This window comes from Halosimplex rarum (assembly GCF_047715405.1).
In the GTDB taxonomy this organism is placed as follows: domain Archaea; phylum Halobacteriota; class Halobacteria; order Halobacteriales; family Haloarculaceae; genus Halosimplex; species Halosimplex rarum.
In genome coordinates this window covers 170,773-196,531 of sequence record NZ_CP180412.1, presented here as the reverse complement: position 1 = coordinate 196,531, position 25,759 = coordinate 170,773, and the positions used below count along the sequence as shown (strand labels likewise).

The 25,759-nt window shown below is 69.6% G+C and carries 22 protein-coding genes; 8 read left to right on the top strand and 14 right to left on the bottom strand.

Features of this window, described 5'->3' with window-relative positions:
* Positions 1–34 precede the first annotated feature (34 nt).
* From ACMGFH_RS00865 to ACMGFH_RS00850, 4 genes are all read right to left on the bottom strand, one after another.
* Complete coding sequence (locus ACMGFH_RS00865; protein WP_415380889.1) at positions 35–472, bottom strand: DUF6677 family protein; 438 nt, start codon at positions 470–472, stop codon at positions 35–37.
* Between the two features lie 33 nt (positions 473–505).
* Positions 506–1,216 (bottom strand): type I 3-dehydroquinate dehydratase, encoded by a 711-nt coding sequence (locus tag ACMGFH_RS00860; RefSeq protein ID WP_415380888.1) that lies wholly within the window; start codon positions 1,214–1,216, stop codon positions 506–508.
* 132 nt (positions 1,217–1,348) lie between these two features.
* Positions 1,349–2,257 (bottom strand): methyl-accepting chemotaxis protein, encoded by a 909-nt coding sequence (locus tag ACMGFH_RS00855; RefSeq protein ID WP_415380887.1) that lies wholly within the window; start codon positions 2,255–2,257, stop codon positions 1,349–1,351.
* Between the two features lie 173 nt (positions 2,258–2,430).
* Positions 2,431–3,399: a transcription initiation factor IIB gene (locus ACMGFH_RS00850; RefSeq protein ID WP_415380886.1), complete on the bottom strand. Its 969-nt coding sequence runs from the start codon at positions 3,397–3,399 to the stop codon at positions 2,431–2,433.
* A 253-nt stretch (positions 3,400–3,652) separates the two neighbouring features.
* Between ACMGFH_RS00850 and yjjX the strand changes: the two genes are divergently transcribed.
* Positions 3,653–4,174 (top strand): inosine/xanthosine triphosphatase, encoded by a 522-nt coding sequence (gene yjjX, locus ACMGFH_RS00845; RefSeq protein WP_415380885.1) that lies wholly within the window; start codon positions 3,653–3,655, stop codon positions 4,172–4,174.
* 15 nt (positions 4,175–4,189) lie between these two features.
* Here the strand turns inward: yjjX and ACMGFH_RS00840 are convergent, their stop codons facing one another.
* From ACMGFH_RS00840 to ACMGFH_RS00825, 4 genes are all read right to left on the bottom strand, one after another.
* Entirely contained in the window at positions 4,190–6,082 is a 1,893-nt protein-coding gene (locus ACMGFH_RS00840; protein WP_415380884.1) for a lysylphosphatidylglycerol synthase domain-containing protein, read from the bottom strand.
* 138 nt (positions 6,083–6,220) lie between these two features.
* A complete protein-coding gene (locus tag ACMGFH_RS00835; RefSeq protein WP_415380883.1) occupies positions 6,221–8,026 on the bottom strand; it encodes a radical SAM protein in 1,806 nt (601 codons plus the stop codon).
* A gap of 69 nt (positions 8,027–8,095) precedes the next feature.
* Positions 8,096–8,515 (bottom strand): universal stress protein, encoded by a 420-nt coding sequence (locus tag ACMGFH_RS00830; RefSeq protein ID WP_415380882.1) that lies wholly within the window; start codon positions 8,513–8,515, stop codon positions 8,096–8,098.
* Between the two features lie 69 nt (positions 8,516–8,584).
* Positions 8,585–10,483: an ABC transporter ATP-binding protein gene (locus tag ACMGFH_RS00825; RefSeq protein WP_415380881.1), complete on the bottom strand. Its 1,899-nt coding sequence runs from the start codon at positions 10,481–10,483 to the stop codon at positions 8,585–8,587.
* A gap of 170 nt (positions 10,484–10,653) precedes the next feature.
* On the opposite strand from ACMGFH_RS00825, the gene ACMGFH_RS00820 reads away from it, so the two are divergent.
* From ACMGFH_RS00820 to ACMGFH_RS00810, 3 genes are all read left to right on the top strand, one after another.
* Positions 10,654–12,066 carry an ATP-binding protein gene (locus ACMGFH_RS00820; protein ID WP_415380880.1) on the top strand — a complete coding sequence of 471 codons (1,413 nt, stop codon included), beginning with the start codon at positions 10,654–10,656 and terminating at the stop codon, positions 12,064–12,066.
* 133 nt (positions 12,067–12,199) lie between these two features.
* Entirely contained in the window at positions 12,200–12,358 is a 159-nt protein-coding gene (locus ACMGFH_RS00815; RefSeq protein ID WP_415380879.1) for a hypothetical protein, read from the top strand.
* Between the two features lie 85 nt (positions 12,359–12,443).
* Positions 12,444–13,013 (top strand): Hsp20/alpha crystallin family protein, encoded by a 570-nt coding sequence (locus ACMGFH_RS00810; protein WP_415380878.1) that lies wholly within the window; start codon positions 12,444–12,446, stop codon positions 13,011–13,013.
* Positions 13,014–13,065: 52 nt separating this feature from the next.
* Here ACMGFH_RS00810 and ACMGFH_RS00805 read toward each other — a convergent pair whose 3' ends face one another.
* Both ACMGFH_RS00805 and ACMGFH_RS00800 read right to left on the bottom strand, forming a co-directional pair.
* Entirely contained in the window at positions 13,066–14,208 is a 1,143-nt protein-coding gene (locus ACMGFH_RS00805; protein ID WP_415380877.1) for an NAD(P)/FAD-dependent oxidoreductase, read from the bottom strand.
* Entirely contained in the window at positions 14,209–14,985 is a 777-nt protein-coding gene (locus ACMGFH_RS00800; RefSeq protein ID WP_415380876.1) for a luciferase, read from the bottom strand.
* A 105-nt stretch (positions 14,986–15,090) separates the two neighbouring features.
* Here ACMGFH_RS00800 and ACMGFH_RS00795 point away from each other — a divergent pair, with 105 nt between their 5' ends.
* Complete coding sequence (locus ACMGFH_RS00795) at positions 15,091–15,564, top strand: redoxin domain-containing protein (RefSeq protein WP_415380875.1); 474 nt, start codon at positions 15,091–15,093, stop codon at positions 15,562–15,564.
* Positions 15,565–15,602: 38 nt separating this feature from the next.
* Here the strand turns inward: ACMGFH_RS00795 and ACMGFH_RS00790 are convergent, their stop codons facing one another.
* Positions 15,603–16,184: a response regulator gene (locus tag ACMGFH_RS00790; protein ID WP_415380874.1), complete on the bottom strand. Its 582-nt coding sequence runs from the start codon at positions 16,182–16,184 to the stop codon at positions 15,603–15,605.
* A 152-nt stretch (positions 16,185–16,336) separates the two neighbouring features.
* Between ACMGFH_RS00790 and ACMGFH_RS00785 the strand changes: the two genes are divergently transcribed.
* The gene (locus tag ACMGFH_RS00785; protein ID WP_415380873.1) at positions 16,337–16,612 is read left to right on the top strand and encodes a hypothetical protein; all 276 of its coding nucleotides are present in this window, start codon (positions 16,337–16,339) and stop codon (positions 16,610–16,612) included.
* Between the two features lie 43 nt (positions 16,613–16,655).
* Here ACMGFH_RS00785 and ACMGFH_RS00780 read toward each other — a convergent pair whose 3' ends face one another.
* Both ACMGFH_RS00780 and coxB read right to left on the bottom strand, forming a co-directional pair.
* Positions 16,656–17,093 carry a MaoC family dehydratase gene (locus ACMGFH_RS00780; protein ID WP_415380872.1) on the bottom strand — a complete coding sequence of 146 codons (438 nt, stop codon included), beginning with the start codon at positions 17,091–17,093 and terminating at the stop codon, positions 16,656–16,658.
* Positions 17,094–17,194: 101 nt separating this feature from the next.
* A complete protein-coding gene (gene coxB, locus ACMGFH_RS00775) occupies positions 17,195–17,992 on the bottom strand; it encodes a cytochrome c oxidase subunit II (protein ID WP_415380871.1) in 798 nt (265 codons plus the stop codon).
* Positions 17,993–18,180: 188 nt separating this feature from the next.
* On the opposite strand from coxB, the gene cyoE reads away from it, so the two are divergent.
* Together cyoE and ACMGFH_RS00765 are read left to right on the top strand one after the other, a co-directional pair.
* Positions 18,181–19,641 (top strand): heme o synthase, encoded by a 1,461-nt coding sequence (gene cyoE / locus ACMGFH_RS00770; protein ID WP_415380870.1) that lies wholly within the window; start codon positions 18,181–18,183, stop codon positions 19,639–19,641.
* 3 nt (positions 19,642–19,644) lie between these two features.
* Positions 19,645–20,325, top strand: a complete 681-nt coding sequence (locus ACMGFH_RS00765; protein ID WP_415380869.1) for a hypothetical protein — start codon at positions 19,645–19,647, stop codon at positions 20,323–20,325.
* A 116-nt stretch (positions 20,326–20,441) separates the two neighbouring features.
* Here the strand turns inward: ACMGFH_RS00765 and ACMGFH_RS00760 are convergent, their stop codons facing one another.
* The gene (locus tag ACMGFH_RS00760) at positions 20,442–25,538 is read right to left on the bottom strand and encodes a right-handed parallel beta-helix repeat-containing protein (RefSeq protein ID WP_415380868.1); all 5,097 of its coding nucleotides are present in this window, start codon (positions 25,536–25,538) and stop codon (positions 20,442–20,444) included.
* Positions 25,539–25,759: the final 221 nt, after the last annotated feature.

Below are 25,759 nucleotides of genomic sequence, written 5' to 3'. Positions count from 1 at the left end.
ACGCGGTGAGGGCCCCGCGGGGAGTGAGTTTTCGTCAGACGCCAGTGCCGGAGTCGTCGGAGTCCGACTCGGACTCTGGTTCGGGGGCGATGCGCTCGGTGCACCAGTGACAGAAGTCGATATCGGGGTCGACGTCCCTGCCGCAGTTGGGGCAGGTGGTCCCCTCCTGGACGGCCGCGTCGCGGTTCTGCCGCTTGGCCATCCAGTAGGCGTCGATCATGCTGAAGACGGTGATGGAGACGAGCGCGAGCGCGGCCTCCGGCGGGATGTTCTCGGCGGCGCGGAAGAGCGACTCGAGGCCGATCGTCTCGGGCATCGCGCCCTCGTCCATCAGGAGGGCGAAGCTCGTCACGTTGAGGAAGAACCAGACGAGGGCGCGGAGCCACTCGCGCAGGTAGACGTGCCCGAGACCGGGGTAGAGGAACGCGAGGAGGACAGCCAGCCACGGCCGCGTGTTGTTCCGAGTGCTCACTGTTAGTTGCCCGAATTCGGGCGTCCCGCGTTGTTAAGGTTCCGACTCTCCCGCTTTCGGCCCCTCGCTCCGCAAGCGCTCGACGAGCGCCGACAGCGTCGCGAGGTCGTACTGTCCGGGGGCGGTCGCGTCGGCGGGGTCGACCGGCGCGTAGCCGATGCGCGAGCCGTACAGCGGCGCGACCGCCCGGGAGTGGCGACCGGCTTCGCCCATCGCCATGGTCGCGACGGTCTCGCCGGCGGTCGCCGCGTCCCACGTCGCCCCGAGCAGGTCGAGCACGTCGCCGGCGCCCTCGGCGGTGACGGCGAGTTTCGCCACGTCTCCCCAGCGGCTCGCCTCCGCGAGCACCTCCCGCATGGTGTCGCGATGGGGCGTCTCCGCGAAGTCGTGCGTCGAGACGACGACCGCGGTCCCGCGGTCGTGCGCGTCGTCGACGACGCCCGCGGCGTCGCCGTCTTCCACCGCGGCCAGTTCCACGTCGATCGCGGCGACGGCGTCGTGCGCGGCCGCGGTCCGGAGCGCGTCGAGACGGTCCGCGCCGTCGGCCGCCTCCCCGCCCTCCCAGGTCGGCCGGTTGGTCGCGATCAGCGGTAGGTCGCCGTCGTACGCCGCGAGCGCGTCGAGCGGGTCGCTCGCCATGTCCAGTCGGAACTCGACGGCGTCGGCGTGGTCGCGGGCGTGCGGTTCGTCGCTCAGGTCCGCGGTCGCCGCCGCGAGGACGAACGACGAGAAATCGATGTCCATGTCCGACCGTTCGGCGAGACGAGAAAAAAGCGCCCGGATCCGCGTCGGCCGCCCGGCCGCCCGGCCGTCGCGAGTCCGCGATGGCCGAGAGGGGTGAATCTGAACTCCCGACCGGCCGTCCGCAACCCGGGGTTACTGTTCGAGGTCGCCGACTAGGCTCTGGATCTCGGTGATCTGGGCGGTCTGTTGCTGGTTGGCCGCGGCGATGCGTTCGATCTCGCTGGCGACTTCCTCGGCGCTGTCTGCGGTCTGGTCGACCATCGAGGCGACCTCTTCGGTGGACGCGGCCTGTTCGTCGGTCGCGCTCGCGACCTCCTGGGCGCCCTGGGCGGCCTCCTCGACGGCCGCGTCGATCTCCCGGAGCACGTCGACCGTGTCGTCGACCTGTTCGATACCCTCCTCGACCTGCTCGTTCGCGTGGTCGATGCTCTCGACGGTGTTCTCGGTGTCGCTTTTGATGTTCGAGACGAGCGCCTCGATCTCCGTGGCGTTCTGCTGGGATTCCTCGGCGAGGCTCTTGACCTCGTCGGCGACGACGGCGAACCCCTCGCCGGCCTCGCCGGCCCGCGCCGCCTCGATCGACGCGTTGAGCGCGAGCATGTTCGTCTGGTCGGCGATGTCGTTTATCACCTCGACGATGTCGTCGATCTCGTCGATGCGGTCGCGCAACTGCTCGACGTCGTCGGAGACCTCGGTGTTCGCTTCGTCGACCGCCTCCATGGCGTCGATGGCGTCGTCGGCCATCTCGCGGCCGTCGTCGGCGAGGTCGCGCGCTTCGGTGCTGACCTGGCGCACCTGACTCGCGCTGGAGGCGACCTCCTCGACGGTCGCGCTGAGGTTGGAGATCTCCCCCGCCACCTCCCGCATCGTCTCGGACTGGTCGTTCGCGAGGTCGCTTATCTGCTGGGTACTGCCGGAGACGCTCTCGGAAGCCCGCAAGAGCTCGTCGATCGCAGTCCCGAGTTCGTCTACTGTCATGTCGCCCGCCTCGTCGGAGGCGTCGAGCGCGTCGGAGGCGAGATCGCCGGATTCAGAAGCCATGTGTCTACCCCCGGAAGCGAGCGAATTAAGCGTACCTGCGCGGTTATCAGCCCTGATTCTCGTCTGCGATACGAGTCGGGCCGACGCGTCGCTCGTCGGTTCGATCGGCGGCGGACGACGCGGCGGTCGTCTCGCACCGGCGGAGAGAGGGTCGGTTGCGGGCCGCGTCCGCGTCAGGCCATCGGGAGGCCCTGCTCGGCCTCCAGCAGTTCGTGGTAGCGATTGCGGATGGTGACCTCGGAGATGTCGGCCACCTCGGAGACGGCGGCCTGGGTCGTCTTCTCGTTCGTGAGCAGCGCGGCGGCGTAGACGGCTGCGGCCGCGAGGCCGACGGGTGACTTCCCGGAGTGGACGCCCTGTTCCTTGGCGTTCTGGAGGAGCGTCCGGGCGCGGTGTTCGGCCTCGTCGGACATCTCCAGCGAGGAGGCGAAGCGGGGCACGTAGCTCTCGGGGTCGGCCGGCGCGACTTCGAGGCCGAGCTCCCGGATGACGTAGCGGTAGGTGCGTGCGATCTCCGACTTCTCGACGCGGGAGACCTCGTTGATCTCGTCGAGGCTGCGGGGGACGCCGGCCTGTCGAGCGGCGGCGTAGACCGAGGCCGTCGAGACGCCCTCGATGGAGCGGCCGGGCAGCAGGTTCTCGTCGAGCGCGCGGCGATAGATGACCGACGCCGTCTCGCGGACGTTCTCCGGCAGGCCGAGCGCGGAGGCCATCCGGTCGATCTCGCCCAGCGCCTGCTTGAGGTTGCGCTCTTTCGAGTCGCGGGTGCGGAAGCGCTCGTTCCACTTGCGCAGGCGCTGCATCTTCTGGCGCTGGTTCGAGTTCAGCGAGTTGCCGTAGGCGTCCTGGTCGCGCCAGTCGATGTTCGTCGAGAGGCCCTTGTCGTGCATCATGTTCGTCGTCGGCGCGCCGACGCGGGACTTCTCGTCTTTCTCGCTGGCGTCGAAGGCGCGCCACTCGGGGCCGCGGTCGATCTCGTCGGTCTCGACCACGAGGCCGCAGTCCTCGCAGACCGTCTCACCGCGTTCGTCGTCCACGACGAGCGTGCCGCTGCACTCCGGGCACGACTGGTGGGCCCGCTCGTCCGTGCGTTCGTCTTCCTGTTCGTCCGTGTGCTGGGTTCTGAGTCGAGAGTCGCTCATAGCTCTGGGGCGTACTCATCCGGGGACGTAGCGTCGCAAAAATCCCGGACGCGTCCGATGGTGAGACAACCATTCGGAGATACTTTTATAAATCTGTTGGTTTCGATATCGTACTTCGCTCGAAACGGTGCAACGGACCGGTTTCGGGCGGTGTGTGAACGTGTTTCACGCCGTTTGATTGCGGTTTTATATACGAACGGTGGGCGGGCCGAGAACGAAACCACCAAGCGGTCAGTGCCGGGAGCGTACCGGCATGGAACGCGTCGCAGTCGGGAGCACGAACCCGGTGAAGATCCGAGCGACGGAGCGAGTCGCGGAGGCGCTGTTCGACGCCGACGTGGCGGGCGTCGCCGTCAACTCGGGGGTGGCCGAACAGCCGACTGGCCAGGCGGAGACGGTGACGGGGGCGGAGAACCGCGCGGCCCGGGCGCTCGAAGCCGACCATCAGGCGACCTACGGCGTCGGTATCGAGGGCGGAGTGGCCGAGTTCGAGGAGCGGCCCGGCCTGTACCTGATCATGTGGGCGGCGGTCAGCGACGGCGACCGACTGGAGCGCGGCGGCGGCCCGAGTCTCCGCCTCCCCGACGACATCGCCGAGCGAGTCCGGGACGGCGAAGAACTCGGTCCGGTGCTCGACGACGCGCTCGAGACCGAGGGGATCAGCGAACGGGAGGGCGCGGCGGGCGTGCTGACCGGCGGCGCCATCGACCGCGAGTCCGCGCTGGCTCACGCCGTCGCGGGCGCGTTCGGACCGATCGCCGCCGATTTCTACTGACTTCGAGAGGCCCGGTCAGTCCTCGGTCGCCGCGGCGGCCTCGACCTCGCCGGCCTCGCGGCTCTCCTCGACGGCGGTTGTCAGCGAGACGTTGAGCCAGGCCATCGAGGCGAGGCCACCGACGATGGTGACCGCGTTCTTGACGACGTGGTCGACGATGGAGATGGCGAAGGCGACGTGCGCGGGAATCCCCGTGAGCCCGAAGACGATGAGCGTGAACGCGCCCTCGTAGAGGCCGATCCCGCCCGGAGAGAGCGGGAGCACCTTCGCGAGGTTGCCGACGCTGACGGCGAAGAAGGCGGTCGCGACGAGGGCGGGCGTGATCACCCCACCGAGCGCGGGTGCCGTCTCGCCGAGCGCGGGCGCGATCTGTTCGGCGAACGCGTAGAAGACCACGAGCGCCGTCAGCACGTCGACGACCCAGATGACGAGGCTGCCGACGCCGACGCGGGCGAAGGCGCTCCGGTCGCTGATGACCGCCTCGATGTCGCCGACGAACTGCTCGATCACGCCGGCGATGTAGTCGGCGTAGGAGTCGTTGCTCACCGCCTTGACCGCGCGGTGGACGTAGTCGGAGTCACGGCGGGCGCTGAGCAGGATCGCCGTGACGGCGAGGACCGCGGCCCCGCCCACGACCGCGGCGACCTGCAGCGCCGTCCGGGCCGCCGCGCCCGGGTCGATGGTCTCGCCGCCGACGGTGACCGGCGGCACTTCCGCGGCGATGGCCTGCGCGATCTGGTCGGTCCCGCCGGTGAGGACGAGGCCGACGAGGACCGTGCCCGCGAGCACGGTGATCGCCAACAGGTCGAACACGCGCTCGATCGCCAGCGACGCGAACCCGCTGGGGTAGGGCACGTCGCGGCGGGCTTTCACCACGTACGCGCGCACGCCGTCGCCGAGTCGCGCCGGGAAGACGAGGTTCCCGGTCTGGCTGATGAAGATAGCGCCCGTCAGGAACCACGTGTCGCCGGAGTACCCCAGTCTGTCGAGGATGTCGCGATAGCGCAGGCCCCGCAGCGGCCACGAGAACAGGTAGACGAGACCGGAGGCGACGACCCACCGCGGGTCGGCGCCGCTCATCGCGTCGAAGACCGCATCCAGGTCGAAGACGACCCCGACCGCGACGACGAGCGCGAGCATCACGAGCACGGATCCCGCGGCCATGCTCACGCGCTGGGAGAGCCGTGGGCTCACGGACAGCTGCCACCACGTCCGGACGATCTGGCTCCCCATGCCGAACACGTCCCGGACGAGGTCGACCTTCGTGTCGCCCTTGGGCTCCCAGTCGACGGGGAACTCCTTGACCCGGTACCCCCGGCGCTGGGAGAGCACGAGCACCTCGGTGTCCCAGAACCAGTGCTCGTCCTCGACCTCACCGCGGAGCGCGTCGAACGTCTCCCGGGAGATGGCCTTGAACCCGCACTGGTGGTCCTCCAGGTCCGAGCGGAGGAACAGGCGGACGAGCGTGTTGTATCCCAGGCTCGACACCGCGCGCTTGGTCGGGCGCTCGGCCGTGTTTTCGGGCATCCAGCGCGAACCCGTGGCCACGTCGTACTCGCCCGAGCGGACGCTCTCGACAAGCTCTTCGAGGTGTTTCATGTCCGTCGCGAGGTCGGTGTCGAAGTAGACGAGCGTGTCACCGGCCGCGCGCTCGAAGGCGTACTCCAGCGCGCCGCCGCGGCCGAGGCGCTCGTCGCTGTGGATGTGGCGCACGCGGTCGTCCTCGCTCGCCATCCGCGAGGCGATATCCGGTGTTCGGTCCTCGCAGCCGTCTTCGGCGACGATCACCTCGAATGCGCCGGCGGGGAGAAAGGAGGCGAGCGTCTCCAGCGCGACCTCAACGGTCCCTTCGATGGTGGCCTCCTCGTTGTAGGCCGGGAGGACGACGCTCACCTCGACGTCACTCATTGGTGCAGGTAGCGGCAGGCACGGCCAAGAACCTTCTGTTCGCCCACGCAAGCCCGCCCGGTCGAACGCCGTCCGTCGCCGCCTCCGGCGTTCTCGGTCGCCGTCCAGGGGCGACCGCAGTCCCCCGCGCGTACCGCCTCAGTCGCCAACTTCCGACTGGCCGGTAGCGTCCGCCGCGTCCGCGTAATCGGCGCGGTCCGGTCGGTCGGCCAGCCCCGGGATATCGACCGGATCCGCGCCGTCGACCGTCGCGAACGTGGCCAGGTCCGCGTCGGTACCGGCCGCGTCGACGGTCTCGTAGGGGCGGTCGACGACGATGTCGCCGGCGGTCGAGCGGCCGACGCCGGGGACCGCCTGGAGCTCGTCCATCGACGCCGAATTGAGGTCGAGCGGGTAGGGCACGCCCGTCACCGAGCGATAGCCGTGGTCGGTGACCGCCACGTCGACGGTCCGGCCGAGCTCGCGCTCGCCCGGCACTGCCACGAGCAGCGCGTAGGTGCCCAGTTGCCGGCCGAACGTCTTGCCGTCCTGATGGTACTCCAGGTGGACGTCCGGGAGCACGGTGCCGGGCAGCGCCACCCGCTGGAGCATCGGGTTGTCGATCTCCTCGCGGACTTCTTTCTTGTACTGCTGGAACTGCTCCTTGTGGTCGCGGGCAATCTCCGCGCCCGTCTCGGCCATCTCGGTCCCCTCGAAGGCCATCACCTGCCGGATGTTGATCCGGCGGACCATCAGCCCCTCGTCGAGGACGCTCCGCAGGAACTCCTTGTTGTGTTCGAACGTCTCGCTGCGTTCGCCCTTGAGGCCGTGGACGAGGTTGATCCCCGGCAGGAGTTTGGGGAGGCGACGCGAGGCGCCGCCGCCGAAGTTGGGGGCGGACTCCCGGTCGCCGCCGGGTCGCCAGCCGGCCTCCTCGTTGACGATGCGGACCGCTTCGAGGCACTCCTCGGCGGAGACGAGCAGGTTGTTCTCCTCCTGGACCACCGGGTCGGCCGATTCGAGGCCGAACGCGGCCGTGTCGCCCGGCGTGTTGTGCTCGGCGATGATCCGGATCCCCTCCCTCGATTTCTCGGGGTAGTCCGTGATCGTCACCGGGTTCATGTTGTCGAGGTGCAGCGTCCGCAGGTCGGGCGCCACCTCGCGGATCCCGCCGTAGAGATCTCGGAGCGCATCGGGGTTGGGCGCCTCGCCGTCGCCGCCGAACGCGAGGATGTCGGCCTGGCGACCCAGGCGGAAGTCGCGGACGCCGTGGTCCGACAGGGCGTCCACCTCGTCGACGACGGACTGTGCCGAGCGGAACGCCGGATCGCCGTAGAGCGGTTCCGTGCAGAACGAGCAACGGTACGCACAGCCCCGCGAGGTCTCCATCTCGGCGATGAGGTAGTCGGGGTGATTGGGGTGTTGCTCGACGACGAACGCCCCCTGCTCGGCCCAGCGGGCGATCTCCTCGTTGTCGCGCATCCGGTTTCCGAACCCTTCTAACCCGTTCTCAGCGAGGTCGTGGGCCGCGGCCTCGACGTCGCCCTTCGCCACGAAGTCGTAGTCCAGGTCGTCGCGCTCGGTCTCCTCGGCGCCCTTGTTCTCCTCGCCGACGCCGAAGCGGATCGGTCCGCCGAGGAGCGTCGTCCCGTCGGCCTCCCAGGTGAGTCGCCGGACCTCGTCCGGTTCGGCGGGAGTGCCGCCGACGTACTTCCCGGGGACGGTCATGCCGCCGACGTAGATCATGAGGTCGGCGTCGGCCACGTCCGCCCAGTTCTGGCGCTCCTCGCGGAGCGCGTCGACTGTGTGGTAGGTGATCTGGTCCTCGGGAACGCCGGCGTCGACGAGCGCCCCCGCGGTGTACCGCGGGTACGTCGAGATGTACGGCGGCACGCCGAAGTGCGCCGGCTCATCGACGTACCCGTCGACGATGGTCACGTCGAGTGTCGCGGGGTCCGTAGTCATGGGACCCGATACAGTCTCGACAGATAAAAGGACGACGTGTCCCGGTCACTTCGGGGGGAGACCTCCTCGCTACCGGACGACTATCACGGGGACGGGCGACTGGCGAACGACCGTCTGGGCGACGTTGCCGACGAACAGCCTGTCCGCCACCGTTCCGCCGTGAGCCCCGATCACGACGGCGTCGAAGTCTTCGGCCCTGTTCAGGATCGCCCGGACCGGACTGCCGAGCTGGACGTTCGTCTCGATCTCGACGTCGTACTCGGACGCGGTCTCCCGGGCGCGCTCGAAGACCGACGCCGCGTGCTCTTCGGCCGCCGATTTGAGGTCCTCCTCCAGGGCGAGGCCCGTCGCGGCACCCCACATCGGCGACGGTTCGCCCACGACGTGCAGGACAGTTATCTCCGCGTCGGCGTGGTTCTCGAGGGCGTACGTGAGCGCTTGCTGGGACATCTCCGAGTCGTCCATCGGGACGAGAATCCGCGAAATCATACGGTCACTACGGACCCGACGGGAATAAATCAGTGGCCTGTCAGCAGCGGTCGACCGCGGAGAGAGCGCCTAATCGTCGGCGCTCACGGGCTGTTCGTCGGCCTGTGCGTACCACAGGTCCGCGTAGTCGCCCCCCTCGACGAGCAACTCGTCGTGGGTGCCGCGCTCGACGACCGCGCCGTCGTCCATCACGACGATGCGGTCGGCGTCGCGGATGGTCGAGAGCCGGTGGGCGATCACGAAGGCGGTTCGGTCCTCGACGAGCCTGTCGAGACTCTCCTGGATGCGCTCCTCGGTCTCGGTGTCGACGTCGCTGGTCGCCTCGTCGAAGATGATGATCTCGGGGTCGTTCAACAGCGCGCGGGCGATGGCGACGCGCTGGCGCTGGCCGCCCGAGAGCTTGATCCCCCGCTCGCCGATCTGCGTGTCGTACCCCTCGGGGAGGTCCTCGATGAACGCGTCCGCCTCGGCGGCGCGGGCGGCCTCGCGGACGCGCTCGCGGGCCGCGTCGTCGCCGGCTTCCTCGCCGTCGAGCACCTCCCGGTCCCCGTAGGCGACGTTCTCCGCGACGGTGCCCGAGAAGAGGTACGGCTGCTGTTCGACGACGGCGACGTGGTCGCGGAGGCTTTGAAGGCCGTACTCGCGGACGTCGCGACCGTCGACGCTGACGACTCCCTCGTCGGGGTCGTGGAACCGCGGGACGAGTTTCAGAAGCGTCGACTTGCCCGCGCCCGTCGGCCCCGCGAGCCCGACGGTGTCGCCGGCCGACACGTCCAGCGTCACGTCGCGGACGACGGGTTCCTCGTCGTAGGCGAAGGTCACGTCCTCGAACGCGACGGACCCGTCGATCCGGTCGGGTTCGTAGGGGTCGTCGGGTTCGGTCACGTCGGGCTCCTGCCCGAGCAGGCCGAAGACGCGCTCGGCGCTGGACTTGGCGAGCTGGTACTTATTCGCGGACTTGCCGACGCGGCGCATCGGGGAGTACAGACGCCGCAGGTAGAGGAAGAAGACGGCGAAGGTCCCGGCGCTCAACGCCGCCTCGCTCCCGGGGTTCGTGATGAGGTCCATCCCGGCGACGTAGAGGATGGCGACGAAGACGACGCCGGTCAGCAGCCGGAGGGCGGCGAAAAAGCCCCGGCGGATGCGCAGCGCGGCGACCTTCTCGTCGTGGTAGGTCTGGCTCTGGGCCTCGACGCGCGAGCGTTCGAAGTCGTAGCGGTCGAAGGCCTTGATCACCGCCGCGCCGCTGAGGTTGTTCTCCAGGCGGGTGTTGAGCCGCGCCACGGTCTGGCGGATCGACCGGTAGCGCGGTTCGATCCAGGTGAGAAAGAGACCGCTCGCGAGGCCGATGATCGGGACGGGCGCGAGCGCGATGAGCGCGAGTTTCACCGAGTACGTCGAGAGGATGACGGCGATGCCGCCGACGGTGGCGACGACGCGGATGAACTGGCGGAACTCCGTGTTCAGGAACGACTCCAGTCGGTTGATGTCGCTGTTGAGGATGGACATCATCCCGCCGGTCTGGTGGTCGGCGAAGAAGTCCATCGAGAGGTGCTGCAGGTGGTCGTACGTGTCGTTTCGCAGGTCGCGCTGGACTTTCTGTGCGGTGGACTGGAGGAGATAGCGGGAAGCGAAGCGGGAGACCGACCGGACGAGGTAGGCCACCGCGGCGATGACGACGAGCCGCCGGAGGAAGGAGACTTTCGCGGCCTCGCTCGCGATCTCGCCGGGCGGGAGGATGCCCGCCTGCGTCAACAGTCCCGGCTCGCTGTTGTTGAGGACCACGCGGTCGATGGCCGCGGCGACGATGATCGGCGGGACCAGCCTGGCGAACCGGGTCAGAAACGAGGCGAGGACCCCGACAGTCAGGCGGAGCCAGTACGGCGTCGCGTAGCCGAACAGCCGCCACATCGGGTTGCCGTCGAGGTTCTCCCGGACCCCCTCGAACCCGCCGTGTTCGTCTGCCATGCGAGCCAGTTCGACTCCGGACTGAAATATCCCGGGCTTGCAGCCAACGGCTCCGGTTCGGGGCCGAGACCGACCCACGCGTCGGGTTCGTGTTCGACCGCTGCCACCAGAGTTATCGTCTGAGAAAATCCGGCAGATAGCTATAACACCCCCTCTGGGAAATCTACAGTATGATACGGACGTCGTCGATCGACGTGCTCCTCGTCGACGACAGCGGTTTCTTCCGGCAGATCGTCTCGGACAAGCTGGGCGCGTCGGAGGATATCTCTGTGTCGAAAGCGAGCAGCGGCGAGGAGGCTCTAAAGGTTCTCGCGGAGCGCTCTGTCGACTGCGTGGTGAGCGACTTCGAGATGCCCGGACTGAGCGGTCTGGAACTGTACGAGCGCGTCGAGGCGGAGTACGGGCTCCCCTTCATCCTGCTGACGGGACAGGGCGACGAACAGACGGCGAGCCTGGCGATCGGTACGGGTATCGACGACTACCTGCGCAAAGACGACATCGCCGAGGAAGGCCAGCTTCAGTTGCTCGCCAACCGGATCGAGAACGTCGTCGCCCAGCGCCGCGCCAACGAGAAGTACGAGCTGCTGGTCAACAACACGCCCGACGAGATCACCCAGGTCGCGGTCGACGGGACGATCACGGCCGCCAACGACGCCGCCGCGCGGTCGTTCGACACGACGCGCGAGGAACTGATCGGGAGCCACCTCGCCGACGTCCTCCCGACGGAGACGGCGGCGACACGCATCGAACACGGCCGCAAAGCGCTCACGGCCGGGTCGGCGGTCACCTTCCAGGACGGGGTCGGCGTCCGCCACTTCCACAACGTCGCCGCGCCGGTCAGAGTCGGGAGCGAGTCGGACTCCTTCCAGCTCATCACCCGCGACATCACCGAGCAGAAGCGCCGCGAGCGAGAGCTCCAGACCCGGACCGAGGAGCTCGCGGTCATCAACAGGCTGGTCCGCCACGACATCAACAACGACGTGCAGCTGCTCATCGCCTGGGCCGACGGCATCGACCGCCACGTCGACGGCGAGGGCCGGGAGTACGTCGATCGGATCCAGCACACCTGCGACCATATCGCGGAACTGACGAACATCGCGCGTGACTTCGTCGACTCCATCGGCAGCGACTCGGAGTTCGCGCTCACCGCCGTGAACGTCCGTCACATCCTCGAAGACGAGGTCGAGAAGGCCGACCGGCGACACGACGAGCTAACGGTCGCGATCGACGGAGAGATCCCCGACGCCGACGTCAGGGCCAACGAACTGCTCTCGTCGGTGTACGGGAACCTGCTGAGCAACGCCGTCCGCCACAACGAGGGGACCGACCCGCGCGTCACGGTCAGCGCCGAGGAGTCGGAGACAGACGTCCGCGTCCGCGTCGCCGACAACGGGCCGGGGATCCCCGACGCGCAGAAGGAATCGGTGTTCGGCAAGGGCGAGATGGGGCCCGACAGCCCGGGGACCGGGATCGGGCTGTACCTGGCGCACACGCTCGTCGAGCAGTACGGGGGGACGATCTCCGTCGAAGACGGGGACCCGGAGGGCTGCGTCTTCACCGTCTCGCTCCCGAAACACGCCTGAGACGTGCGACGGACGCGGGGCGGTTTCGCCGGTGCGGCCCGGGAGCGAGGGCATCCGAACGTTCGGGGCCTCGGTGCGTTCGACCCGTCCGAGCGCCGAAAACAGTATCCGTCGGCCGTCCGAACCCGCGACCATGCCACCGACGAAGGAGATCAAGTGCACGAGCGAGGACTGCTTCCTCGACATGTTCGAGAATCACTACACCTACGACATGCCCGACGACCACTCCGTCGACGACCTGCAGTGCCCTGTCTGCGGCGGGACGAACTGTCTCGAAGCGATCGAACTGTAGCGCCGAGCGGGACGACCGTCTCTCGCCGTTCTGTCCTGCGCCCGCGGGCACAATCCTGAAGGGAACACCGCTCTAACCCGCAGGTATGAGCAAGATCCGCCACATCGGGGAGTCGCTGGGCAACGCGGTCCTGGAGAACGTCGGCCGCGCGATGGGTCGCGCCCAGGAGCGGACGCCCCTGCCCGTCGACCTGCTGGAGAGCGACGAGGCGTACCTCGCCGTCTTCGACGCGCCGGGCGTCCGTGGGCAGGACGTGCAGGTGCAGTACGACGACGGCGCCGTCGAGGTGCGCGTCGACCGCTTCCGCGGCTTCCACGAGGGCTACGAGATGCGCTACCCCGGCCGCGGCCTCGCGCTCGACGGCCGCGTCGACCTCCCGGAGCACGCCCGCGTCGACGCCGAGGCCGCGACCGCGACGCTCCGCGACAACGGCACGCTCGAAGTCGAGATTCCGAAGACCGACGAACCCGTCGAGGCCGACGTCGACGAGGCGCTCGAAACCGAGAGCGTCGACGAGGCCGACGCCGACGCGAACGAACTCGACGCCGACGCGACCGCCAGCGCCGGCGACGAGGGCGGAACGGTCGAATCCGACGCGACCGAGAGTACGGACGACGATACCGACGGATCCGGCTGGTCCGACGCAACCGAGTAACGGGCCGCGAACGGGCCGCGAACGGGCCGCTTCTCGACGCTGCTTCTCGACGTTACTCTTCGACGGTCATCCCCTCGACGACCTCGAACGTCTCGTCGCCGTCGAAGCGCCGCGGGTCGAACGCGTCGATCCCCTCGCCGCCGAGAATCTCGTCCGCGATCCGCTCGCCGAGCGCCGGCGCGCGCATGAACCCGTGCCCGTGCCAGCCGGTGGCGACGAACAGGTCGGACCCGACGCGGCCGAGCAGCGGATCGCGGTCGGGCGTCGCCGTGCAGAGACCAGCCCAGGATCGCCGAATCTCGAACTCGCTCCCGCCCCTCGCCGTACTGACGGTGTCGTCCAGCCAGTCGAGCGACGCCCGCTCGAAGTCCGGGTCGGCGTCCGCGTCGTAGTCGTCGGGGTCGAACTCCCGTTCCTGCGTGCCGTCGCCGACGAGGAGGCCCCCGGTGCGGGGTCGAGCGTAGCGGCCCGCCGTCGCGTCGTAGCACGTCGGAACGGACTCGGCGCCGTCGAACGGGCCGGTCGCGAGCGCCTGCACGCGGTAGGGTTTCATCGGGATCGGGACGTCGACGCCGGCGAGCAGGCGCTTCGTGTGTGCGCCCGCGGCGACCAGCACGGCGTCGAACGATTCGCGTCCGGCGGGCGTCTCCACTGCGGTGCCGTCGCCCGCGAGCGCGACCCGCGTCCCGGTTTCGACGGTCGCGCCGGCTGCAGCCGCGCGTTCGGCCATCGCCCGCACGTACGACCCCGGGTCGAGATAGCCGGCGTTCCGTGCGACGGCCGCGGCGGCGACGTCGACCGACGCGAGTGCGGGGAACCGGTCGGCGAGTTCGGTCGCGTCGGCGTCGAGCAGGTCCACGTCCCGGCCGTTCGCACGCATCCGTTCGGCGCTCTCGCGGACGGCGTCGGCGCGGCGCTCGTCGCCCGCTCGCGCGAACCAGACGTAGGGGTGGTCGGTGAACTCGATCGCGCCCTCGGCGTCGAGCGCGCGGAATCGCTCGACCGCGCGCTCGGCGACGGCGGCGTCGACGTCCTCGGCGAACGCGTCGTAGGCGATGCCAGCCGCGCGGCCGGACGCGCCGCTGGCTACCTCGTCGCGCTCGTAGAGGGTCACGTCCGCGCCGCCCGTCGCCAGGTCGTGCGCGGCGGTGACGCCGAGGGCGCCGGCGCCGACGACGGCCACGCGTCGGGACATCTACAGAAAGGGGTCCAACCCGCGAGCGGGGTAGCCGACGACGTGGTCGGCGCCGGCGTCTCTGAGTTCGGCGACGCGGTCGGGCACGCTGTCGGCGTCGCCGACGAGGCCGTAGTCGCGGACGGCCTGGGAGAGAACCTCGCGTGCGCGTCCGCCCGCACCGGCGTCCGTCGCCGCGCCGTCGGGGAGCGCGGACCTGACGGGTCCCCGGCGAGCGGCGTAGGCCCCGAGCGCGTCGAGGACGGCGTCGTCCTCGTCGGTCAGGACGGTCGGCGCGTAGACGGCGACCTCGCCCTCGAAGCCGGCCTGTCGGAGCGAGCGGAGCCGGCGGTCGGTGCCCGGACCGAGCAGTTCGAACTGAGTGCCCCCGACCGCGAGTGCGATGCGTTCGATCCCCTCGGTGCCGACCCAGGGGTCGCGGCTCCGCGCCGCTGCCGCCCGGAGTCGCGGGGCGACCGCTCGCTCGCGCTCGGCGTCGGTGAGATACGCCCGGTGGCCTGCGACGAGTACACGCCCGACGCCCTCTGGGAGCGCGTTCGCGAGCTCGTCGTCGCCGAGCGGGTCGAAGCCGTCGGCCCGGACGGGCGTAGTGACGCGCACGTCCGCCTCGGCGGCCAGGGATCCGAGCGTCTCTGGCGACGGTAAGTGCTCGCGGCCCTCGTAGTCGACCGCGAGCGCGTCGACGTCGAGGTCGGCCGCGCGCTCGACGTCGACCTCCGCGGGCTTGACCGCGACAGCGTCGATCCCCGCTCGTTCGAGCGTCGCTCCCTGGAGCATCTGTGGTACCCGCCGCTTTCGAGCGGCGGGGAAAAGCTCTGTCGCTTCGCCGGAGGGTCGCGGTCACCGACCGGTTTATGCCCGTCTGCGGCGAACGCCGGACCGATGCTCTCCGACGGAGACGCCGCTCCCGACTTCATCCTCCCCGGCACCGACGGCGAAGCGATCCGCGAGTACATGCTCGCCGAGCACACCCGGGACGGTCCCGTCGTCCTCGCCTTCTACCTGTTCGACTTCAACCCCGCCTGTACCGACCAGCTGCGGGCGCTCCGGGACGCCGCGTGGCTCGACGGACGCGACGACGTGACGGTGCTGGGCGTCTCCCGCGACAGCGCGTTCAGCCACCGAGCGCTCGCCCGGGAACACGACCTTCCCTTCCCGCTGATCTCGGACAGCGACGGCGCCGTCAGCGAGCGGTACGGCGTCCGTCTCGACGAACTCGCGGGCCACCGCGACGTGTCGAACCGCGCCGTGTTCGTGATCGACGCGGCGACGAAAGTCCGGTACGCCTGGGCCGCCGACGACCCGTCCGAACAGCCCGACTGGGACGAGGTTCGGGCTGCGCTGGACGGGCTGTAGCGATCCGAGCGGCGAGGCCTGCCGCTGGGATCGCGCGCCTACGGCGAGTTCCGGCTGATGTCCCGGAACGTGTCGACGATCTCCTCGAAGTCGGCGTGTGACTCCTGGAGTTCGCGACCCAGCCGTTCGGCCTCGCGCTTTCGCTCCTCGTACTCGTCGCTCTCGGCGAGTTCCGCGGGCGTGAGCTCCGCTTCGAGGACCTCGATCTTCGACACGACGGCGAAAAACTCCTCCAGCTTCGGGTCGCCGGAGCGCTTGCTGTCGATCTGCTGGTCGAGCGTCGTCAGCAGCGTCTCCGTCTCGATCGGCTTCGAGAGGTAGTCGTCGAAGTCCATCTCCAGGATGTTCAGGTCCGGGTCGACTGCCGTCGTCATCACGACCACGCAGTCGTAGCCGCGCTCGCGGATCGCCGCGAGTACCTCGTCGCCGTGAATATCGGGCATCCGCCGGTCGAGCAACACGGCGTCGACGCTCTCGTCGATCGCTTCGAGCGCCTCCTCGCCGCCGTAGGCGACACGGGTGTCGTACTCCTCCTGGAGCTTGAGCGCGAACACGTCCGCTACCGCCACTTCGTCGTCGACGACGAGGACTGTCGGTCGACCGCCGGCGTTCGAAGACACGTCTCTGCTTTCCCTGAGGACTGCCCGGATTTGACTCTGTTGGCCTGAGACCGCGATCCCCGTCCCGCCCCGCCCCGCCCCGACCTCCACACCGGATCGTTCCGGCGATACTGTTATATGTGAACAACCCACACAGTACGACGGGGATACCGATGCCACAGCACCCAGACTGGTTTCGCGGCGCGGACGCAGCGATCTTGAGTTACCTCTCGCGGGAGCGGCCGACGTACGTCCCGCTCATCGCCAACCGTCTGGGGATGCCGACCGACTACGTTCAGCGGCGGACGGAGAAACTGGTCGAGAGCGACCTGGTCGAACCGGTGAGCGCCGAGGTCGTCTACCGGATCACCGAGGACGGCGAACGACAGCTCGACGCCTACACCGAGCGCGAGGGTGCCCCGGAGCCCGGTCTGGCCGTCGGCAACTGAGCCGCGCCGACTCGATTTTCGCGGCGGCCCTTCGACCGACGAGCTACGCCGCTTCGCGTCGTTCGTAGAGAACGAGACCGACCATCGAGAGGGCCTCCTCGCCGTCGGCCTCGGTCGTGATCGCGACCGAGACGAGGCCGTTGTCCTCGTCCCAGTCGTCTTTCCCGACGATTTCGGTCCGGACGACGAGTTCGTCGCCCGGCCTGACGGGCCGGCGCCACCGGAGTTCGTCGACCCCGAGCGCGCCGCGCGTCGCCCCGTCGGCGAGGTGGTTGTCGACGAGTAGCCGCATCGTCATCGCGGCGGTGTGCCAGCCGCTGGCGACGAGCCCGCCGAACGGCGAGTCCGCCGCTGCCTCCGGGTCCGTGTGAAACGGCTGGGGGTCGTACCGCTCGGCGAAGGTCGTTATCTCCTCGGCGGTCACCTCGTAGCTGCCGAACTCGGCCGTCTCGCCGACGGCGAGGTCCTCGAAGTACTGCATGGGGGCGATACGGGCCGAGCCGTGAAAAGGGCGACAACCGACGCTATCGGGTGCGGTGACGGACGGATCAATAGACGGGAAAAACGCGCCGCAGGTAGGTCTCAGGGCGAGAGCGCGGCAGTCTCGTTGGCCGCGGTCCCGTTACCGGCCGTGTCGTTGCCGCTCGAGCCGCCGGAGTCGCTGTTGTCCGCGACCCAGCTCTGGAACTCGTCCTGGCTCCGCACCTCGACGGTGCCGAGCATCTCGGAGTGGCCCACGCCGCAGTACTCGGCGCAGTAGAGCTGGAACTCGCCGGTGTCGGTGGGCTTGGTGAGCAGGAAGTGCGACTGCCCGGGGAACGCGTCGGTCTTCAGGCCCATGCCGGGGACGTGGAACGCGTGGAGCCAGTCGCTCGACGTCACGTTCAACCGCACTGGCCGGTCGGCCGGCAAGACGAGCGTGTTGGCGTTCGTGGCGCCCGATTCGGGGTAGCGGAACTGCCAGTTGTACTTCTGAGCGGTCACCTGCACGTCCAGGATCTCCTCGTCCTCGGCGACGTTGTCGGTCCCGGAGTCGGGGCCCGTCGCGGTGACGTACGGCTCGGCGAGCACTTGGTACGACGCGACGCCGACGAACAGCAGGATGACGGCCGTCGCGACGGTCCAGGTGATCTCCAGCCGGCGATTCTCCTTCGTCGGGAGCGGCGACTCGTTGTTCTTGAACTTCCAGACCGTGTAGAAGAGGATGGCCTCGACCAGCACCGTGATCGGCACGGCGATGTACATGAGCTGGTTGTTGAGGTCCCAGATGAGTTCCTCCGTGGTCGAGTCGGCCCCGGCCTGGGCGGCGGCGGGCTCTATCGCCACCGCGGCCAGGGCGGCCCCGAACAGCGCCAGAAGTGCGACGCGCTTACCCTTCATTGTTGGATCGGGCTTGGGATTGTCCGCATATTAACGTGCTGAATCCCGTCGCCGTGTCCGAAAGATGATGATACTTCCCGCCTGAACCTTTCGCCGAACGTGTGCGGGCCTCGCGAGCGCTCGACGCCGATCCGGTCCGCGGCGGCGTCCCCGAAGCGCGAACACTAAGTGCGAACGCTTCAAAGTCGATGCAACAGCGGGGTTCCCACGTGTTCAAACGCGACGATCGATCCGACGTTTCCAGTCTGCTCGCAGCGACAGCGATGGGGGTCTACCTCCTCGTGGTCGCCGGCGCGACGGCGTCCATCGCAGACGCCGCGCGGGCGTGCACGAACTGGCCCGTCTGTCGCGGGCCTGTCACGCTCTCGGACCCCGCCCTCCTGATCGCCTGGGGCCACCGCGCGGTGGCCCTGCTCGTCGGCTGTCTCGCGCTCGCGACCGGCGTCGCCGCCCTCCGCGCCCGCCACCGGCTTCGACGGCGCGTCCTCGCCACGCTCGCCGTCGGGATCGCCCTCTTTCCCGTGCAGGTCGGTATCGGCGCCGTCGTCGTGACCTCCGGCCCGACCGACGTGCTGACCACCGCCCACCTCGTCGTCGGGATGGTCCTGTTCACTGCACTCGTGGTCGCGCTCGCGTGGGAACTCGAACCCGACACGCCCGACGCACCGGCCGACGGGTGGGCCGTCGAACCCGGCGTCGACTCGGCCGACGAGTCGGACGCGCCCGTCGCCGCTGCGGACGCAGCGCTCACCGCGCCGGCCGACCTCCCGCCGCTCAAGCGCGCGACGGCGACGCTCTCCGCGTACTTCCGCCTGATGAAGCCGCGCCTGATGTGGCTGCTCTGCCTCGTCGCCGCCGCCGGCATGGCGCTTGCCTCGACCGGTGGCGACGACCTGACCGTCCGGACGGTCGTCCTCACCCTCGGTGGCGGCGTCCTCGCCATCGGCGCGTCGGGCACGTTCAACCACGTGCTCGAACGCGAGAAGGACAAGAAGATGGACCGGACCTCCGACCGACCGATCGCGACTCACCAGATCCCCGTCCGGCGTGCGGTCGCCTTCGGCGTCGGGCTCGCCGGGCTCTCCCTGGCCGTGTTCGCGCAGGTGAACCTGCTCGCGGCGGCGCTCGGCCTCTCGGCCATCCTCTTCTACAGCGTCGTCTACACGCTCGTGCTCAAGCCCAACACCGTCCAGAACACGGTCATCGGCGGGTTCGCCGGCGCGCTCCCGGCGCTCATCGGCTGGGCGGCCGTCACCGGCACCTTCGGCCTGCCGGGCCTGGCGCTCGCGGGCGTCATCTTCCTGTGGACGCCGGCGCACTTCTACAACCTCGCGCTCGCGTACAAGGAAGACTACGCGAAGGGGGGCTTCCCGATGATGCCGGTCGTCCGCGGCGAGGCGGCGACCCGCAAGCACATCCTCTACTACCTCGCCGCCACCCTCGTCGCGGCAGTCGCGCTCGCGGCGATGACGGGGCTGGGCTGGGTGTACGCCGCGACCACCTGCGCGTTCGGCGGTGTCTTCCTCTGGACGGTCCTCCGACTGCACCGCGAGCGCACCGAGTCGGCGGCGTTCCGGGCGTTCCACGCGTCGAACGCCTACCTCGGCGCGCTCCTGGTCGCCATCGTCGTCGACGCCCTGGCGGTCTGACCGATGGCGACCATCGACACCGACGCGCTCGGCGACCGGATCCGCCCGCGCCGCGAGACGCTCCTGTGGGGCGCGCTCGTGCTCAACACGGAACTGCTCCTCCTGCTCGCGTACGCGACGCTTTCCCCACAGACCCTCCTCTCGGTCGGCGGGCTGCGACTGTGGATCTACCCGTTCGTCTGGTTCAACGTCTCGCTGTGGGCGGTCGCTCGGACCGACCCGGCCTCGGCGTCGGTCCGCAACCGCCGCATCGCGGCCGCGCTCGCCGTCGGATACTTCGCGGTCCTCGCGTACACGGGCGGCCTCGTCGGCCCCGGTCACGGACCGACGAGCTACCGGATCTCGTGGATGCTCCCGCCCGGGTGGTCGCCCGCGCTCCTGTTCAACGGGGGCGGGCTCTCCCTGACGCTCATCCCGTACAAGCTGATCGGCTACGCGACGCTCGCGTACCTGGTGTACGCCACGGTCCTCGACGCCGCGCGGTCGGCCGTCACCGGCGTGCTGGGACTGCTCTCCTGTGTCTCCTGTAGCTGGCCCGTCATCACGTCGCTCGCGACCGGCCTCGTCGGCAGCGGCACGGGCGTCGCCGCCGCCGTCTCTGAGGGGTCGTACGGCATCTCGACGGTCGTCTTCGTCGTCACGGTCGCCCTGCTGTACTGGCGGCCGTTCGGTCGCGACGAGTGACCGAGGGACGGATGAACTGCGCGGGGCGCGTGGACTGTTCGACAGCGAGACCGACTGCAAAAAAGCGATCGACTGCCGAAAAGCGACCGACTGTCGAAAACTGCTCCGTCGGGCGATCAGCGCGAGTCTCTGCGCCGTAGTGCGATCAGCGCCGCGCCCAGCGCCGCGAGCGCCGTGAGAGCGGTGAATCCCGGCCCGCCCGCGCTCGTCGCGGTCGCGGTCGCGGCCGCGTCGTCGGCCGCGGTCGGCGCCTGCGTGGACGGCGCCGGCGGCGTGGCGGTCGGCGTCGGAGCGGGGTCGTCGGTCGGCGACGAAGTCGTCGGCGTCGCGGTCGCCGTCCCGACAGTCGGCGTCGCGCTCGTCTCCGCGGGCGTGGCGGTCCGCGTCGCCGTGTCGGTCGTCGGCGCGGGTGTCGGCGTCTGCGTCGGTGCATCGGTCTGTGTGGCCGTCGGCGCGTCGGTCGGCGTGTCCGTCGACGCGGACTCCGGCAGGACGACGACGTCGACGATGTCCGAGTCGGTGCCGCCGTTCCCGTCGGAGACCGTGAGACGGATTTCGATCTCCGTTCGGGTCTCGACGGAGGGCGCCGTGACGGTCGACCGCGAACTACCGGCGCCGCGGATGGTGACCGGCGGGTCGGTGCGCGGGTACACCTGGGTCCACTCGTAGGTCAGGCCGTCGCCGTCGGGATCGCCGGAGTCCGTCCCGTCGAGCGTGACGCGCCCGCCGCTCGCGACGGTCCGATCGGACCCGGCGTCCGCCGTGGGATCGCGGTTGTCGGACGACTCGTCGGTCGACGGCTCCTCCGGGGGCTGGGAGACGACGGTGAACGTCGAGAATCCCGGCGTCGTGAACCGGATCGTCGCCGTGGATCCGCTCGTACTGACGACGGTCGTCGGCAGCGACTCCCACTGACCCGCGTCGTCGGCGAACCGCGCGACCGTCAGCGACGACGCCGAGACACCGGCCGGCAGGTCCAGCGTGATCGTCACCGTCGCGCCGATCTCGGGGTCGCTGAGACCGCTGACGTCCAGCGACAGGTTGGCGACGACGCCGCCGATCCCACCGATCTGTGCGGCGAGGGCACCCGTCCCGCCGGGCGTGTCGAGCGAGCGGAGCGTCGACGTCCGGAGCGTCCCGGTGACCGAGTCGTCGAACGCGAAGTCCAGTTCGCTGACCGGACCGCTGTCCGGGGTCACGCGTGCGCTGTCGCCGTCGACCGCCGTCTCGTCTGCCGCGACTTCGTTCGACGGCTGGCCTGAGCTGGGGAGCGTGAGAACGATCTCCCTGGGCCCGTCGACGGTGACGGTCGTCGCGGCCGCCGCGAGGCCGCTCTCGTCGTCCGGCGTGGCTTCGACGTGGACGGTCCCCGCGAGTTCGAGCGCGCGGGCCGCTCCCGAGCCGGTCAGTCGGCCGTCCGCGCCGGTCGTGGCGCCGAACAGCCCGAGCAGCGCGCTGGTCTCGTGGGAGACGTTCACCCGCGCGCCGGCGACGCCGGCACCGCTATCGCGCTCGACGACCCGGAACGTGACGGCGTGTGCGGACGGGAGCGCCCGCGAGATGGTCGCGTTGTCGGTGACCGACCCGAGCGTGAACAGGTCGGGCGAACCGTCGGCGGGCGCCGGACCGCCCGACGCGTTGATCTGGACGTAGAGGACGTTGTACGTCGGTCCCTTCGGCGCGACGAACGAGTAGTCGCCGTTCGCGTCGATCTGGCCGACGAGACTGTCGTCTTCGTCGAGTTTCCCGTCTGGCAGGAGGACGATCGCGTCACCGGCGGCGGGCGAGCCGTCGGCGGTCGTGACCGTTCCCTCGACACGGACGGCGTTCGAACCGGGTGCCGTGAGCGGCCCGACGACGGCCGTCGCGGACTCGCTGCCCGCGCCGTCGTTCCCCGCGCGGTCGACCGCGGTCACGAGCGTCCCGGTGTACGTCCCGTTGGCCGGGACGGACGCGAGCGCGACGTAGAGCGACGACCCCTCGGTCGGAACCGCCGATTCGGGGGCTCGCAGCGATGCGGACGCGGGCCCGCCGTCGATGGGGCCGTCGGTGACTGGGCCGCCGCGGGACAGGGTGTCGAAGTCGCGCTCGTCGAGCGTCGCGACGAGCGTCCCCGCGTCGTCGCGGATCTCGACCGACAGTCGCGCGAGCGGTTCGCTGGCGTTGACCGCGACCGCGACGTCGCGGCCGGGGCCCTCGTCGACGCGGAACTCGTGGATCGTCGGCGCCGTCGCGTCGGTCGCGATAGAGCGGTCAAGTTGGAGGTACCGCCAGTCGCTGTTGGCGTTCCCCGACGCGTCGGTCGCGGTGACCGCGAGGCTCAGGTAGCCGTCCGGGTCGGCGCTGGCAGCGTCGACGGTGAACGTCCCCTCGTAGCGACCGTCGCCGTCGCCGTCCGTGAGGGCGACGACGCCGGCGCCGAACCGCGAGGCGTCGACGGTCACGGACGCGACGCCGCTCTTCGCGTCGCTCGCGTTCGCGTGCACGGTGATCTCGTCGCCGTCGGTCGCGAACCCGTCGCCGAGCGGGTCGTCGACCGCCTCGACGACCAGCGTCGGTGCCGTGAAATCGCGCGGCGTGACGAGCGTCAGCGCGTTCGTCGTCGCGTATCCCCGCGTTCCCCGGGCGTTGACGGCCTCGACGTCGAGCGAGTACGCGCCGTCGGCGGAGGCGCTGGCCGTATCGACCGTGAACTCGCCCTCGTAGACGTCGTCGCCGTCGAGATCAGTGAGCGTGACCGTTCCGGCGCCGAACTCGGTGGCGTCCACCGAGACCGTATCGACCCCGAACGCGTCCGTCACGGTGGCGGCGACGGCGATCCGATCGCCGTCGCCTACGTCGTCGTCGGTCCCGTCGCGATTCGTCAGCGTCGCATTGGTGACTGACGGGGCGGCGCTGTCCGCGTCGAGGACGAGCCACTGGCTGCGCCACCACGAGTTGCCGGCCTCGTCGGTCGCCTCGATCCGGACGTACTTGACGCCATCCGCACCGGCTTCGACGGCGTCGACCGCGACGGTGCCCTCGTACCTGTCGCCCTGCCCGGTCGCGGTCGGCTGGAGCGTCACGTTGGGGACGCCGATCGGTTCCGTGACGGCCACGACCGTCACGTTCGAGAAGTCCTCGAGTTCGACGACGAACGTGACGTCCTCCCCGTGGCCGACGACGCCGTCGTCGTCCGCGTCGGTGATGCTCCAGTCGTGGACCGTCGGGTACTTCGTGTCGAGGTCGAGCCAGGCGATCCGGGTGGCGGTCCGGCCGCTCCCGTCCGCCGCTTCGACCTCCAGCCACTTGCGTCCCTCCGATGGGTACGGCACGTCGACGGTGAAGGTCCCCGTGTACAGCCCGTCGCCGTCGGGGTCGGAGAGGTAGACCGTGCCCGCACCGAACCAGTTGGCGTTGACCGTCACCGAGTTCACGTCCGAGCCCTCGACCTTCGCACTGACGTCGACAACGTCGTCGTCGACGACGAGTCTGTCCCCGTCGCCAGCGTGGGTCAGTTCGAAGGAGGTCACTTCGAGCGGTTCCGTGACGGTGACCTGGACCGTCTGGCCGCTCGCGCCGTCGTTGCCGTTGCCGTCGGCGGCGGTCGCGAGCGTCACGTCGTACTCGCCGGCCGCGATACGGCTCTCGTTCTCGTAGGTGTACGTTCCGGAGCCGCCCTCGGTGAAGTCGGCGAGCGCGAGCGCCGCGACCTGCCCCGAGGCGTTCGAGACGGTCACGTCGAGCGCGGCGAGCGCCTCGTCCGAGTCGAACGACACCGCGAGCCGCCCGTCGGCCGGGCTGGTCGCCGCGAAGTTCGATATCGCGGGTGCCTTCGTGTCGGGCGCGAGCGGCGCGTAGACGCCCGTCCCGACAGTCGCGGAGACGGTGTTGCCCGCGGCGTCGAGCGTGCCGCCGGTCTCCGTCCACGAGCTCCCGTCGTAGTTCCACATCGACAGGTCCGCCTCGGTCACGTCCGCGACCTGCGCGTCGGTGTAGTGGACGTCGAGGGACAGCGACCCCTCGACCTCGACGAACCGGTCGACGTCGTCGCGGTCGGTCGGCGGTTCGACGGGAGCGTGGCCGTCGACCGACGCGGTCGATGCGGTGAAGGAAACGCCCGGTCCGCCGTTCTCGACGACCAGGCGCTCGACGGTGAGCGGACCGGACGAGTCGAGCGTCGCCGCCCACTGCGTGTTTCCGATGGCCGTGTTGTCGCTGACCGTCGCGCTCCCGACGTTCGAGAGCGAGAGCCCCGACTGCCTGTTGTAATCGAGGGCGTTGTTCGTCGCCGTGACTGCGGTCACGCCGCTCACCCGGAGCCCGTGTTCCTCGTTACTGCTGAAGGTGTTGCCGTCGAGTTCGGTCCCGTCGCCGGTGACGACCGCGCCCGACCAGTAGACGTCCCTGACCGTGTTGGCGGTCAGGACGCTGTCGGCGGACCGGACGTAGATCCCCCGCTGGACGACCTGCGAACTCGACGTGCTCTGCCCGTAGACGTAGTTCCCGTCCACTGTCGTTCGGTCGCTGCCGGTGTCGAGCAGGATTCCGGCCCGCACCGTCCGGGTCGACACCCACGGGCTCCCGCGGATCTCGTTGTCCGAGAGCGTGTTGTCCGGTGCCGCGTCGAGCTGGATCCCGACGTCGGCCGGGTCGTAGACGTCGTTGTTCTGGATCACGTTGTCCGCGGAGTCGGCGACGTAGATCCCGCTCCCCGACTGGCCCGCGGCGCCCCACTCGCCGATCCTGTCGACGGTGTTGTTCTCGACGAGGTTGCCGGTCGAGCCGCCGTAGAGGGCGATCCCGTTGCCGTACGCCCCGGGCCGGCTATCGCCCGACTCGGGTTCGACGACGACGTCGGATATCTCGCTGCCCGCCACGCCGTAGAACCTGACGCCGGTCCCGAAGTACCGAGTCGTCACGTCGGTGACGACGACGTTCGCGCCGCCGCTCACGCTGACGGCCGACGGGCCGTTCGACCCCGTGAACTCGATCGCGTGCCCGTTTCCGTCGAACGTGACGTCGTCGGCCTCGATCTGGATGCAGTTGCTCGCGTCGCTCGTCGCGATGTCGGTCGACAACGAGTACGTCCCGTTCGAGTCGATGAGTCGGCATTCGGTGACCTCTATCGTCGCGTTCGCCGCGCCAACGAGGCCGATCCCAGGTGCGATCACCGAGAGCAGCACCATCGACGTGACCAGCGTCGCGAGACCCGACTGAACCGTCCGTCTCATCGGACGAGTCCCCGAACCGCTGTATCACTACGCGATGCTCCCCGTCGCCGTTGCTTGTCCTGCGTCGTCATTGCTACCCACGAAAACCCCCGTTCGTACCCACGACGAACGGCCCAGTCTTCGACTGTCCGTCCCAACTCCTCGCGCTATCATAACTATTGCTATAATATCATTGTTCGTATGGTTATCACTTGCTCCGGCGCGCTGGGGACCGCACTCGT